Source organism: Lunatibacter salilacus, from assembly GCF_009797935.1.
GTDB lineage: Bacteria > Bacteroidota > Bacteroidia > Cytophagales > Cyclobacteriaceae > Lunatibacter > Lunatibacter salilacus.
Genome location: NZ_VOLC01000007.1, coordinates 181,508 through 194,781, shown reverse-complemented (window position 1 = coordinate 194,781; position 13,274 = coordinate 181,508). Strand labels below are relative to the sequence as shown.

The 13,274-nt window shown below is 42.0% G+C and carries 12 protein-coding genes; 6 read left to right on the top strand and 6 right to left on the bottom strand.

All coding sequences use genetic code 11. The annotated features are described in order from the left end of the window. Window positions 1-50: 50 nt before the first annotated feature. Together cdaA and folP are read right to left on the bottom strand one after the other, a co-directional pair. Complete coding sequence (gene cdaA, locus FQ608_RS11685; RefSeq protein WP_158858409.1) at window positions 51-917, bottom strand: diadenylate cyclase CdaA; 867 nt, start codon at window positions 915-917, stop codon at window positions 51-53. After that, window positions 914-1,798 carry a dihydropteroate synthase gene (gene folP / locus FQ608_RS11680; protein ID WP_158858408.1) on the bottom strand — a complete coding sequence of 295 codons (885 nt, stop codon included), beginning with the start codon at window positions 1,796-1,798 and terminating at the stop codon, window positions 914-916. Before folP ends, cdaA begins: the two co-directional genes overlap by 4 nt. A 15-nt stretch (window positions 1,799-1,813) precedes the next feature. Here folP and FQ608_RS11675 point away from each other — a divergent pair, with 15 nt between their 5' ends. Genes FQ608_RS11675 through FQ608_RS11665 form a run of 3 tightly spaced genes read left to right on the top strand, consistent with a single transcriptional unit; the run spans window position 1,814 to window position 3,991 of the window. After that, the gene (locus FQ608_RS11675) at window positions 1,814-2,365 is read left to right on the top strand and encodes a DUF1599 domain-containing protein (protein WP_158858407.1); all 552 of its coding nucleotides are present in this window, start codon (window positions 1,814-1,816) and stop codon (window positions 2,363-2,365) included. Continuing rightward, window positions 2,358-3,455: a BT_3928 family protein gene (locus FQ608_RS11670; RefSeq protein WP_158858406.1), complete on the top strand. Its 1,098-nt coding sequence runs from the start codon at window positions 2,358-2,360 to the stop codon at window positions 3,453-3,455. The genes FQ608_RS11675 and FQ608_RS11670 overlap by 8 nt, the downstream gene beginning before the upstream one ends. Then, window positions 3,446-3,991 (top strand): shikimate kinase, encoded by a 546-nt coding sequence (locus tag FQ608_RS11665; protein WP_158858405.1) that lies wholly within the window; start codon window positions 3,446-3,448, stop codon window positions 3,989-3,991. Before FQ608_RS11670 ends, FQ608_RS11665 begins: the two co-directional genes overlap by 10 nt. Here FQ608_RS11665 and FQ608_RS11660 read toward each other — a convergent pair. Beyond that, the gene (locus FQ608_RS11660) at window positions 3,968-5,434 is read right to left on the bottom strand and encodes an OmpP1/FadL family transporter (RefSeq protein WP_158858404.1); all 1,467 of its coding nucleotides are present in this window, start codon (window positions 5,432-5,434) and stop codon (window positions 3,968-3,970) included. The two genes, FQ608_RS11665 and FQ608_RS11660, sit on opposite strands and share 24 nt — an antisense overlap. Window positions 5,435-5,543: 109 nt before the next feature. Beyond that, window positions 5,544-6,938, bottom strand: coding sequence for a hypothetical protein (locus tag FQ608_RS11655; protein ID WP_158858403.1), 1,395 nt, complete (start codon window positions 6,936-6,938; stop codon window positions 5,544-5,546). A 130-nt stretch (window positions 6,939-7,068) separates the two neighbouring features. Between FQ608_RS11655 and proS the strand changes: the two genes are divergently transcribed. The 3 genes from proS to floA all read left to right on the top strand — a co-directional run bounded on the left by proS (window position 7,069) and on the right by floA (window position 10,222). After that, window positions 7,069-8,550, top strand: coding sequence for a proline--tRNA ligase (gene proS / locus FQ608_RS11650; protein ID WP_158858402.1), 1,482 nt, complete (start codon window positions 7,069-7,071; stop codon window positions 8,548-8,550). A 196-nt stretch (window positions 8,551-8,746) separates the two neighbouring features. Then, a complete protein-coding gene (locus tag FQ608_RS11645) occupies window positions 8,747-9,208 on the top strand; it encodes an NfeD family protein (protein WP_158858401.1) in 462 nt (153 codons plus the stop codon). A gap of 3 nt (window positions 9,209-9,211) precedes the next feature. Further along, window positions 9,212-10,222 carry a flotillin-like protein FloA gene (floA, locus tag FQ608_RS11640; protein WP_158858400.1) on the top strand — a complete coding sequence of 337 codons (1,011 nt, stop codon included), beginning with the start codon at window positions 9,212-9,214 and terminating at the stop codon, window positions 10,220-10,222. 49 nt (window positions 10,223-10,271) lie between these two features. Here floA and FQ608_RS11635 read toward each other — a convergent pair whose 3' ends face one another. Together FQ608_RS11635 and hemA are read right to left on the bottom strand one after the other, a co-directional pair. Further along, window positions 10,272-11,843: a WG repeat-containing protein gene (locus FQ608_RS11635; protein WP_158858399.1), complete on the bottom strand. Its 1,572-nt coding sequence runs from the start codon at window positions 11,841-11,843 to the stop codon at window positions 10,272-10,274. 118 nt (window positions 11,844-11,961) lie between these two features. After that, window positions 11,962-13,245, bottom strand: a complete 1,284-nt coding sequence (gene hemA / locus FQ608_RS11630) for a glutamyl-tRNA reductase (protein WP_158858398.1) — start codon at window positions 13,243-13,245, stop codon at window positions 11,962-11,964. Between the last annotated feature and the right edge of the window lie 29 nt (window positions 13,246-13,274).

Here is a 13,274-nt window from a genome sequence, read left to right as displayed (position 1 = left end):
CAGGTACAAGCAGAAAAAGAAGAATATCCCGGAGAGATTTGGTTATGCGATCAAACCTCGGTGATTTTATTTAAGGATTTCAAACGTTCATACTTATTTACTTCGGAAAATTTATCATCAAGGTCCTCCCCTGTAAGGTACCCATTTATTAGCTCACGGACTTCCTGAAAAGATAAATTATGTAAGATTTTTCCGTTTTTGGATAGGGATACTTGTCCTGTTTCCTCCGACACGATCAGAACCAATGTGTCGGTAGCTTCTGACATACCGATTGCAGCTCTGTGGCGGAGACCAAACTGAGCTGGTACGTCCCGTTCTGTGACAGGCAAGATACATCTTGCGGCTTTCACCCGGCCATTATGAATGATTACTCCTCCGTCATGAAGGGGACTGTATTTGTTGAAAATAGATATTAGAAGTCTTTTGGAAACAATGGCATCAATCAAATCCCCACTTTCCGCATAAAACTTGAGTTCAGAATTGCTGGATAAAACAATAAGTGCACCTGTACTGCTGCCAGATAGCGACTTACAGGCTTCTATGATGGGGGTTACATTAAAGGCACCACTTTCACGCTTTCTCCAAAACAACAATTCTTGCCAGAGATTTTCATTGGAAAAAATGGATGATTTTCCTACAATAAGCAGAAATTTACGAATTTCTTGTTGAAATAATATAATGGCCGCCAGTACACCTACACCCATAAACTGGCCTAGAATAATGGTCAGCAGTTCCATTTTTGCCGCATTAACGACTAAATAAACCAGATAGATGGAAAGAAAGCCAAGAAAAATCTTGATGGCAACACTCCCTCTCATTAATTTGTACACTTGGTAAATAAGCACACTTACCAAGGCAATGTCAATGAGATTGACAATGGAAACCTCTAAAAAACCAATTTGGAATAATAAACTCAATGGTAAATTTTTTTAAATAGATCTATCGTTTCTTTAGCTTCTTTTACATCATGTACTCTTAGAATCTGTGCACCGCCTATCAATGCTGCCATGTTCAAGGCTGTAGTTCCATTGAGCGCTTCCAACGGACCACCTCCGAGATACTTGTAAATCATCGACTTTCTGGAAATGCCTACCAATATTGGGACACCGAGAAGGCTAAAATGACTTAAATTCTTCAATAGTTGATAGTTTTGATCCAGTGTTTTGGCAAAACCGAATCCCAAATCCAATATAACATCTTTTATGCCAGCTTCACGGCATTTCTTCATTTTCATTGAAAAATAATCAACTATTTCTTTTTCAAGGTTGTGATAGCCGGTCAAGTCTTGCATATTGCCCGGATTTCCCCGCATATGCATACAAATAAAAGGAACTGCCATGGCACCCACTAAAGGAATCATGCGTTTATCCAACCGGCCTCCAGAGATGTCATTAACGATATCAGCACCTGCCCACACTGCTTTTTCCGCAACTTCGTGCCTAAATGTATCGATCGAAACAATTGCTTGCGGATACACTTCCTTTATAGATGTTATAACGGGAATTATCCGATTTAGTTCTTCTTCTATAGAAATATGAATAGCATTCGGGCGACTACTGTATCCACCAATGTCCAAGATAGCCGCCCCGTCTTCAAGCATTTTTCCTGCTTTTTTTAAGGTTTCCTCTTTTTTGCCCAAGGACCTGCTTGCTGAAAAAAAGGAATCCGGGGTAATATTTATGATCCCCATAATCCAAGGCCCGGTAAAGTAATGAAGCTTTCCTTTGATGTGAAGTGTTTTTTTTACCGGAAATAAATTATCTTCGAAGCTACTATTGAATTGATCTTTGATTACCATTAATGAAAAATCCCCTTGAAAACGCAAACTACGAGCGAATATAGAGAAGTTATTTCCCTTTGTAAAGAACTATTTAAGAAGAAAACGATTGACTACGGAACTGCCTGGAGGATATTGAGGCTTCCCTCCATCACGGATCAGATTTTTATAAAGGCACAGCGAATTCGATCCATTCAGGAAAAGGGAGTCCAGAAAGTAAACGATCCGGTTCAGGAAGAATTTATCGGTATTATAAATTATTGTTTAATTGCGCTAATCCAATCTGAGCTAGGTGATAAATTTCCGTTGGAGATGACATTTGAGGAATTGGAACCGATGTATGACAGATGGGTGTCCCAAACCCAGCAGTTGTTGGAAGATAAAAACCATGACTATGGAGAAGCTTGGCGAATGATGCGGGTTTCCTCCATCACGGATATAATTCTTATGAAGCTCTATCGGGTCAAACAAATAGAGGACAACCAGGGAGTGACATTGGTGTCGGAAGGTGTCGTAGCCAATTATCAGGACATTATCAATTATTCCGTATTTTGTATGATTAAATTTAACGAAAAAAAGCATGCTTAAGCAGATTATATTGGGATCCATCAGAGCTGTCGTCGGTGCGCTCTTTATTTTTTCAGGGCTAATAAAAGTCAATGACCCTGTAGGTACGGCTATTAAGCTTGAAGAATATTTTGATGTGTTCTCCCGGGATATTGCTTCCTTTTTTGAAGTGTTTAAAGGAATTGCCTTACCGATCGCCGTATTTCTGGTTGTAGTAGAAGTAGTATTGGGAATTATGATTTTGGTGGGTTGGAAGATAAAGCCCGCAGTTTACCTGTTATTGGTCATGATCGTTTTTTTCACTTTTCTTACTTTTTATTCAGCCTATTTTGATAAAGTGACTGACTGTGGTTGCTTTGGGGATGCAATCAAACTTACCCCTTGGGAGTCTTTTTACAAGGATATTTTCTTACTTATCCTGATATTAATATTGTTCGTCTTCCGTAGGGACCTAACCAACAATACTGCCAATTGGAGCAAATATTCAGTTTTTGGGTCTTTAGTTCTTAGCCTGATATTGGCTATTACGGCTATAAGAAACCTGCCCTTTATAGATTTCAGGGCGTTTAAAGTTGGGGTCAATATTGGTGAGGCAATGCAGCCTTCCGCACCACTCGAATATGCCTATGTAATGAGAAGGGGTGAAGAGTTGGTGACGCTGGACCAATATCCCACAGAAGATGGCTATGAGTTTGTTGAGATGAACCTAAAGAACCCGGATGCTCTTCCAAAGATCACCGATTTTGCGGTTTGGAATGATGAGGGAGAATATACGGATGAAATCCTGATAGATAAAAAAATTCTGATTCTTGTGAGTAATCTTTCCAAGATGTCCACCGCAAACATCTCCGAAATATCTTCCCTAGTGAATGATGCAACAGCGGCAGGCGTCGAAGTAAAACTAATTTGTGCCTCGTCTGAGGAAGAAACGCGGGAATTGATAAAAGAAAACGGCTGGGCTATTGGATATTACCTGGGAGATGCCACAGTTGTGAAAACCATCATACGTGCAAACCCAGGTATAGTGGTACTAAATGGAGGCACAATAGTAGGGAAATATCACCACAACAATACTCCTACGCTTGATGAAGTATTTGCATTATGGGAGTAAATACAGGAAAAATAGTTTTGGTAGGCATGCCCGGGAGTGGTAAGACTACTTTAGGCAGGGACATTTCCAAACGCCTTGATTTTCGATTTTATGACTTGGACCACCTCATTGAGGCAAAAGCTGGAAAACGGATTTCCACTATATTTTCGGAAAATGGAGAGGGTTTTTTCAGAGAAATGGAGTCAGAAGTGCTTCTTTCATGCCTAAAAAAAAATGAATCGTTTGTCTTGTCAACTGGTGGTGGGGCACCCTGTTTTAACGGAAATATGGAGGTGATCAATAAATATGCGGTATCCATTTATTTAGAAGTTCCTTTGAGTCAGCTGTTGTCAAGGCTAACTGGCGGCCAAGTTCAGAAACGCCCGCTTTTTTATGGTCTGGAGCCAGGAGACATTATATCAAAACTAAAAAGCATGTACGAGCAGCGTTACCCCTTTTATGAGATGGCAAAAATAAAGCTCAGCGGGGAGGATATTTCCGCTGAGCTCTTAATAGGGGAATGGATGGCTATGTTAAAAGGAAAATCCGAAGGATAACATCCCTGAAATCCTTTGATTGTCTGTAATCGCCAATGGAGAAGTAGGATAAGAGGTATAAAAGGAATTGAATCTGTTGCTCATTACGGCGAGATCCACACTGAAATTAGCCAGCTTTACACCCAAACCACCAGATAGTTGAGTCATACTTCTGTCAAAATCGCCAGGATTTAAAAATGGATCACCAATATACGAATATCCTGCCCGAATTCTCAGCATGTCTATTCTCGCTTCTCCGCCCACTCGATAGTTAAATGTCTGCCCATATAATGCTCTTATTTCTCGGTTGTCTTCACCGGCATTGAACACATTGGACCGAAGGTTCATCATACTGTAGTCTAGATAATCTACATCGGCCGAAAGAAAACCATTTTTCCCAAAAAAGTAAGTCAAACCGGATCCCAGTCGCATAGGAGATCTAAGGCTAAAACTGCTAATGTATAAGTCAGTGTCTACCCGTTCCTGATTAATGGTACCGAACTCAGGATCCTGATAAGGTGGGGTAAACTCAGCGGAGATTCCTGCAAGAAATTCTTCATTAATTCGACTCCATGTGGGTGAATGAAAAGTTACACCTATGTTCAGTTGATCAATTGGTTTGTAAATAGCACCTACGCCTATATTAACTCCCGAGCCCTCTAATAGAAGATTTTGATCCAGCGAGCTGAAAAGAGTCGTTTGATTGTTATTTAAAAATTCTTCACTGTAAATCTGAACCCGCCGGAAATTCATAGTCACTATCCCCAAATTGGCCCCCAAGAATAATTTATTTTTGTAGTTACCGCCATAGGCGAATGAAATCTGATTCTGATTGCCTTCGCTTTCTACGAGTTCGAATTTCTCCAGCTGATCGGTTGTGTTTGGAGAATACTCATATCCCCCACCATCTACCGGATTAATTAGGAACGCATCATAGAACAGGCCATCCAAGCCACCAGGAACCCCTGATTGCGAATACTGGTCTATATAATAATCCAGAATCGACTCTTGACCGAGTTGGTTGGAAAAATAACCGGAGTTAGTCCTGAAGTTGGACTGCCTGTTAAAGCTAAATCCAAAGGACCCACCTCTCCAATCTCCAGCCTGCAATGGGGCTTTGGCCCTACTGATAACTACACCAATATTTGGAACATGAAAATTTGTAGCATTATAATTACTTCCCTGGTTTAGGAAAACGGTTTCTGCATTCCAGTCTGTATATCCAGCAGTAATATTAAACTCAGATCGTTGGAAGAATCCCAATCCAGCCGGATTTCCGTGAATGTTGCTTATATCTCCACCTAAGGAATGTTGGGTACCGCCCAAGCCGGAAATTCTAGCTGCTCCAGTTGGATTAAACATACTAAATCGCAGGGCATCCTCAACATACCCACTTTGGGCTAGAGCAAAAGAGGTAATAAACAGAAAAGCAAATAAGGGTATAATCGATTTAACTGCTTTCATAAAGAAGGTTTTAATTTAACAATACGAATCAGGTTAGGACAATATTTATGCCTTAAAAGTCTAAAAAGGCGATTTTATGTAAAAAATATTGAGAAAAAAAAAGAGGGAATTAATTCCCTCTTCTTCCTCCACCGACGCTACCGCCTCCGCCGCCTCTGGAACCACCACCTCCGCTAGGAGCGCTATATGATGGTGAAGAGGATCTCGCAGGAGCCGAATAGGTGCTCCTACTTGGGGCAGTTCGTTGGTTATTATAACTTGGTGTTGAACTTCTTGTGTTGTTGTATGCTGGTGAACTGGTACGAGTACTTCTATTATATGACGGAGAAGTATTTCTGCTAGGAGCAGCATATCCAGATCTTGTATTTCCTGTATTTATTGTTCTATTATTGATACCTGGGGCACCTGTAGTTCTTGGAGAAGTACCAATCCTTGCAGGAGCTGAATAACCACTCCTCGTTCCGGATGCAGAACTTGGCCTAGTAACCGCTGGAGAACTGATATTTCTTCTTGCAGGAGTTGCAGAGGCTCTTGGATTAGAATAATAGTCATTTTGGGACCTGCTGAAATTGTTCCTAGAACTTGCAGCCGTATTTTGTCTGCTAGTAGGGCTAGTGCCGATAGCACCTCTTCTCGCATCGGATCTATTAGAGCTTGGCTGCGTTGCGGCAGACCTGCTTCTTGGAGCACCTGAGACCAAGGAAGATCCCATATTAGGTCTAGCACTTCTTACTACCTGTCGTCCACCTTCGCCTCCAGGCATGATGATAATTGGATTGTAAAAACCTGGTCGGTAAAAGCCTCCCATGCCCATCATAAATGGATCATAGAAACCCATACCCATTCCGCCACCCATCATCCATGGATTTCCGAAACCAAAACCTGTTCGCATGAAAGGACTGCCAAATCCGAATCCCATTCCAAATCCCATATTAAATCCAGGTCTGAAACCCATCATGCCCATGCCACGACCCCAAAACGGATCATACATGCCCATGCCCATCATTCCCATTCCTGGTCCCCAGAATGGATCGTAAAATCTTCCCATTCCCATCATAGGGCCAAATCCCATCCCCATGCCCATCATTGGGTTCATAAAGAAGTTGTTCGTCACATTTCCGCTTCCACCTCTGAAGTTGTCATAGGCATCCACATTTCCATTTTCTTGTCTAGTTTGACCTTGATTCTCGGAATCGTCAAAATATACTGAACCTTCTTCCACAGGTTGAGAAGGTCTCTGGTATTTGGCTATATATTCAGGATTAACGTTTCTATTCGAAAAACTCTCTGTATCCACATCCGTGGCCTGAAGCTCACCCATGTTTCGGAAATTTTCCGGAGTATTGTTTTTCACAGCGAATTCTGTAGCGACCCGAGCATCAGACGCCATGAAATACAGGTTGTCTGTTTCACCTTGCGTAGCAAGTTGGCTGGTGTTGCAGGAGGCCGCTAAGCCAAGTAGGACTAAACCGCCTACATATCGGATTGGATTTAAATTGTTCATAAGTATGCTTATTTATTTACTCTCTTACCTATATACGAAAGGAATCCAAGAGGGTTATCATTTTTTGAATTATATTTGCCTTCTATCTGACTTCGAATATATAGAGTTTTTTTAATACAACAAAAATAAAATGAGCAAAGGATTACCAAAAAGAAGTGAGGACTACTCACTTTGGTACAATGAGTTAGTAAAGCGTGCGGACCTTGCGGAGAATTCCGCAGTAAGAGGATGTATGGTTATCAAGCCATATGGGTACTCCATCTGGGAGAAAATGCAACAGCAATTGGACAAAATGTTTAAACAAACAGGACATTCCAATGCCTATTTCCCCTTGTTTATCCCCAAGTCCTTTCTTTCCAAAGAAGCCAGCCACGTGGAAGGATTTGCAAAGGAGTGCGCAGTAGTCACCCATTATCGGCTAAAGGCCGATGAAAGCGGTAAAGGCGTCATTGTTGACCCCGACGCGGCGTTGGAAGAAGAGCTTATTGTACGCCCAACCTCCGAGACCCTTATCTGGAGTACCTACAAAAACTGGATTCAATCCTACAGGGATTTGCCTTTGTTGGTAAATCAGTGGGCCAATGTAGTCCGTTGGGAAATGAGGACTAGGCTATTTTTGAGAACTACCGAATTCCTCTGGCAAGAGGGCCATACAGCCCATGAAACCAAAAAGGAGGCAATAGAAGAAACAGTTCGTATGCTTCATGTTTATGCCGAGTTTGCTGAAAAGCACATGGCCCTGCCAGTCATCAAAGGAAAGAAGTCCGAAACTGAGAAATTCGCCGGTGCTGAAGACACCTATTGCATTGAGGCCATGATGCAGGATGGAAAGGCCTTGCAAGCAGGAACCTCCCATTTTTTGGGACAAAACTTCGCGAAAGCCTTCGATGTTAAATTTGCCACGAGGGAAGGGGGATTGGAATTTGTATGGGGAACTTCCTGGGGGGTAAGTACAAGGCTAATGGGAGCCTTGATTATGGCCCATTCGGATGATAAGGGGTTGGTATTGCCCCCAAAGCTAGCGCCAATACAGGTTGTAATCGTACCCATCTTCAAAAGCGAAGAGGAGCTGTCCGCAGTTTCTGTAAAGGCCAATGAAATAATGGATGCATTACGGGCTAAAGATATTTCTGTCAAATTTGATAACCGCGACACTTATAAGCCAGGCTGGAAGTTTGCGGAGTATGAATTGAAAGGAGTGCCCCTGCGGATTGCAATAGGTCCTCGGGATTTACAGAACAATTCCATAGAACTGGCCAGGAGGGACACCCTAACCAAAGAGGTCGTCAATCTGAATGAAGTGGAAATCACCGAAAAAATTCAGGGACTTCTTGCGGATATCCAGGAAAATATTTATTCCAAAGCCCTTGCTTTCAGGGAGGAAAAAACAACCATGGCCGATACCTGGGAGGAATTTGTCCAGACGCTGGATGAGAAAGCCGGTTTTGTGTCAGCGCATTGGGACGGCACTCCAGAGACAGAAGAAAAAATAAAAGAGTTGACCAAGGCTACGATCCGTTGTGTCCCCTTGGATCAGGTGGCTGAAAGCGGTGAGTGTGTATTCAGTAGAAAGCCCTCCCAAGGTAGAGTCTTATTTGCAAGAGCATATTAATGCCAAACTCAACTGAGAAAAAAGAGTGGATGCCCACTCTTTTTTTGTGTCATTTCAGACTGCATTAACTGGATAAGTTTAAATGCGATCCTCTATTGTAAGAGGACAAATTAGCATTTAATAGGTTATTAATTGTCAGAATTTTCGAAAGCCGAAAAAATAGCCTATTTTCAAGTATTCAAAGACAGAGACTTTCATGACCATATTTATAATCTCCAGCTTAATCATATTTGGTTCGTTACTCGTAATGGTGGAAATACTGTTCGTACCGGGAACTACGATCATAGGGTTGATTGGTGTGATTTTTTCAGGGATAGGCGTTTACTATGGATATCAGGAGTTTCCGGCATCCACGGCGACGATCATCTTTGTCGTAACTGTGCTGATCAATTTGGGAATGCTGATTTATGGATTTAAAGCTGGAGTTTGGAAAAAATTTTCCCTTACGGATACCAATACGGGAAGAAGCTTTGATGGCCGTCTTCTAGGATTGGAAATTGGCCAAAAGGGAAGGACAACATCTGACTGCAAGCCGTTCGGAAAAGCGGAGTTTGGAGACATTATTTACGAAGTAAAATCTGACAATGGATTTATATCCACAAATGAAGACGTTTACATTCAAAAACTAGAAAACAATAAAATTATCATTAAACAATAACTTATGGAAATTTCAAATTCGGTTTTTATATTAATTTCAGCATTTGCGGGATTGATGGTTCTCTTCATCTTCCTGTACTTCGTTCCGGTGAACCTGTGGATTACGGCGATTTTCTCCAATGTAAAAGTTGGACTGCTTGAACTCGTCGGAATGCGTATCCGAAAAGTGCCGCCAAGCATCATTGTCAACTCATTGATAACCTCAACGAAAGCTGGGCTAAACCTGACCACCAATGATCTTGAAACGCACTATTTGGCAGGAGGAAATGTACCCAACGTAATTCGCGCATTGATTTCCGCTGACAAAGCGAACATCAACCTTTCATTCAAGCAAGCCACTGCTATTGATTTGGCAGGTAGGGATGTGTTTGAGGCAGTACAAATCTCGGTAAATCCCAAAGTGATCAATACCCCTAACGTCGCAGCGGTAGCAGCAGACGGCATTCAGTTGATAGCCAAGGCTAGGGTGACCGTAAGGGCCAACATCGCCCAATTGGTAGGTGGAGCCGGAGAAGAGACAATCCTGGCCCGGGTAGGTGAGGGAATAGTAACTTCCATTGGTTCTTCTAAAAACCATAAAAGTGTGCTCGAAAACCCGGATAGAATTTCTAAGCTTGTCCTGGAAAGGGGACTTGATGCCGGTACGGCTTTCGAGATCCTCTCCATTGATATAGCCGACATTGACGTAGGTACGAACATTGGGGCAAAACTGCAGATTGACCAGGCCTCGGCCGACCTTAAGGTTGCTGAAGCCCGGGCTGAAGAGCGGAGAGCTATGGCCGTTGCTTTGGAGCAGGAAATGAAGGCAAGAAATGTGGAAATGAAAGCAAAGGTAATCGAGGCGGAAGCGGAAATCCCTAAAGCTATATCCGATGCATTCCGATCAGGGAACTTGGGAATTATGGATTACTATAAAATGGAAAATGTCAAATCTGACACAAGCATGAGAGACTCCATTGCGAATTCCGGTTCAGAGAAAAGTTCCGACAGGTCCAAAGGTGGAGATAAAAAATAAGAATTGAAGTCACAGTGATTTAAGCTGGCAATAAAGAAAAAGGGAGCTGTTAGGCTCCCTTTTTCTTTTTCTTACCGGTATCTTCAGCCACTTCGATGATTGGGGAACCACTATGTTTTGCCAGAATTTTTTTGGTGATAGGATCAAACAGGATACTATCGTAAAATAAAGGGAGGCTAATGTCTCCGTTTTCTTTGATTACTCCGTAACGGCCATGAAGTCCAACGAGAATTTTGTCGTACTCTTCCCTTCTGATTTCATCAAAAACTGGAAGAGTGATTTCTTGTCCCATCGGGTTGACCATGCCGTATTTCCCTTCATTTTCGGTTAGGTAATAGTTTTCATCAGTCAAACAAATTCGGTCATAAGCGTCATTCAGAATTGATTTACCATCTTTGTTTATAATGGTTGACTTTCCTGCTTTTTTCACTATCGCCAAACCTCTGTAAAAATCACCTACTTCATCAAACTGGGCAGAAATGAGCTCTTCCCCATTTAGATTAATATACCCCCACCCGTTAACGTTTTTCACACCCGCCATACCTTCAGAAAATCTTTTCACGCCCTCAAATTGGGCTGGGATTACGACTTCCCCTTTTGCATCTACGTAACCATATTTGTCCATAATTTGCGCCCCATATAGGCCTTGGTTGCCTGGCTGTAGCCACTGAATATGCTGGGTGGGCTGAACATCCCATGACCCTTTGGGACTTAATAGCCCCAGTTTTTCATCCCTGAAAGCGATGTTGTAATGGGAAGAATTAACTTTTTGCACGGATGTCATGCCGACTGCGTCAAGCAGGATGCCGTCATTTTTCATCACTCGACGTAACTTGCCGTGAATGTATTCCACTATGGCGTCGTTTTCACGGGCAATTCGGTGGTAGCTGGTGTATTTGATGTCAGCGTTATTAGTTTGGGCTTTAATGAGCATATGCTGATTGCCATCATGGGCATAAAAATGATTGTCGCCCAGGTATTCAATCGTGTCTATGATGGGGTCTAAAATATATTCCCCATCCCGGTTAACTAAGCCATACCCCGTATGTTCCCTGGCAATGATTACATCTTCATTGACATCCTGAAGATCTTCATACAAGCGGTCGGGTTGGTCGGAAAGCGGCAAATAGAACCCCTGTGGAGTTTTTGCCATCAATTGACCGTTGAGTCCAAACCTGGCAGAATCAAACGGGCCAAGAGTTCGAGTTTCCTTGGTCCCCCTGTCGTAGACTGTTAACAATGGACCTTTTAGACCAAGTAACAAATTGAAATAGGATTCGATCCTATCATATTCAGTGCGGTAGACCAGGTCACCGTATTCATGGAGTGCCCCGAATTTCCCATTTGCTGATACAATAATCCAAGGCTCAAGATATTGGTATATCCTGGTGTCATCGATGGTAATGAAAGATTCGTATTCCTGACTCAGGAGACTTAACTGTTGGTTTCCAGTGTTGATACGGAGTGCGGTTCCCAATATGTTTAGGTTTCCGTTTTGGATTTTCCTTACCAATTTAAACTCCTGGTCAAAAATCTCCCAGGTTTGACCAAAGGCACTACCCGAGACGAGTAACAATAAAAGGCTGTAAAAGAATTGGTTGAATTTAAAACGCTTGCACATATCTTCTCACAATGGATGGACTGTAAAAATATGCAATTTTGTGGTCTCTGCAAGAGATTGCAGCTATTCAAAAAAATAAAATACAACAAAGGTAAATGAAGAAAACAGAAGGGGAATATCAGTGCTTCTTTACTTCCTCATTCTCCCTTTCCTTTTCCAAATCGAACAGATCTGTGATCAAGTCTATCATCTCTTCCGCTTGGTCTCGCTTACAAGCCGCTCTTAGCTGAACTACCGGTACTTTAATGATTTTTTGCATCATACTTTTGGTGATCTTGTCTATAATAGCATATTCCTTAGCATCCGCATTTTTCAAGTACCTTTCAAGCTCTTCTTTACGGATCTGCTCCAGAACGTTTTTTAACTTGTTGATGGTGGGGGATACCATCATTTCTTTTTTCCAGTTGTGGAATTCGTGAATGCTTTCCTCAATGATGTTTTCCACCTGGGGTATTGAAGCAATTCTCTTTTCAAGCGTTTCGCTTGCTTTACTTTTAATATTGTCCACATTGTAGAGCAAAGCTCCAGGAACATCTTCGATAGTTGTATCTATACTTCGGGGTACGGATAGGTCAATAAAAAGCTTATAACTCTTAATATTAAGATTATGAACCAATTGCTTTGTAATGATGGGTTCTGATTTCATGATAGAGCACACAATCACGTCCGCATCATCCATTGCTGCCAGACTTTCCTCAAAAGGAATAACCCGAAATCCATATTCAGCACCCAATTCAAGGGCTTTTGAATAGGTACGGTTAGTTATCGTAATTTGTGCGGTAGGAAGATGTACCATATTTTTGGCTACATCTTCTCCTATTTCACCCAAACCAATCAGTAGAATCCGGGGGTTGAGGGTGTTGGAAGTGAGTTCTCCGATAAGTTCTACTGCGGCGTAGGATACCGATGCCGCTCCGTCCCGGAAGGCTGTTTCTTGCACGACCCGCTTATTGGTGAAAAAGATCGTATGCATCAGCCTATGTAAAAAGGGTCCTGCCATATCTAAATCCGCAGAAGCTTGATACGCTCTTTTAACCTGATTGGATATCTGCATGTCGCCGATCACCTGAGCTTCCAATCCCATAGAAACCCTGAAAAGTTGTCCAATTGATTCTTTATCCTCGTGAAATACCTGAAAATATTCAAGCAGTGATACTGGATCTTTTAATGATTTTTCTACCCCCAGTAGTTTGATTATTTCAAGTGATAAATCGAGCTCATGGGAATAATATATCTCTGTTCGGTTGCAGGTTGACAGTATTAGCGTGTCAGATACACTGAAGAATTCTTTGAGCTTAATCAGTAATCCACGCGCTGTTGCATCGTCCATAGATACAAGTTCCCGAATATCGACAGGTGCACTTTTATAGGATAAACTTAAAGCTTTAAATTTTCTTTGCATTGATAACTGTATTCTCAGATTACAAATTT

Bases quoted from the DNA above. Each gene is read 5' to 3' on its own strand.
- folP (WP_158858408.1), bottom strand. From the start codon at position 1,798: ATGGTAATCAAAGATCAATTCAATAGTAGCTTCGAAGATAATTTATTT.
- FQ608_RS11670 (WP_158858406.1), top strand. From the start codon at position 2,358: ATGCTTAAGCAGATTATATTGGGATCCATCAGAGCTGTCGTCGGTGCG.
- FQ608_RS11665 (WP_158858405.1), top strand. From the start codon at position 3,446: ATGGGAGTAAATACAGGAAAAATAGTTTTGGTAGGCATGCCCGGGAGT.
- FQ608_RS11660 (WP_158858404.1), bottom strand. From the start codon at position 5,434: ATGAAAGCAGTTAAATCGATTATACCCTTATTTGCTTTTCTGTTTATT.
- FQ608_RS11655 (WP_158858403.1), bottom strand. From the start codon at position 6,938: ATGAACAATTTAAATCCAATCCGATATGTAGGCGGTTTAGTCCTACTT.
- proS (WP_158858402.1), top strand. From the start codon at position 7,069: ATGAGCAAAGGATTACCAAAAAGAAGTGAGGACTACTCACTTTGGTAC.
- FQ608_RS11645 (WP_158858401.1), top strand. From the start codon at position 8,747: ATGACCATATTTATAATCTCCAGCTTAATCATATTTGGTTCGTTACTC.
- floA (WP_158858400.1), top strand. From the start codon at position 9,212: ATGGAAATTTCAAATTCGGTTTTTATATTAATTTCAGCATTTGCGGGA.
- FQ608_RS11635 (WP_158858399.1), bottom strand. From the start codon at position 11,843: ATGTGCAAGCGTTTTAAATTCAACCAATTCTTTTACAGCCTTTTATTG.
- hemA (WP_158858398.1), bottom strand. From the start codon at position 13,245: ATGCAAAGAAAATTTAAAGCTTTAAGTTTATCCTATAAAAGTGCACCT.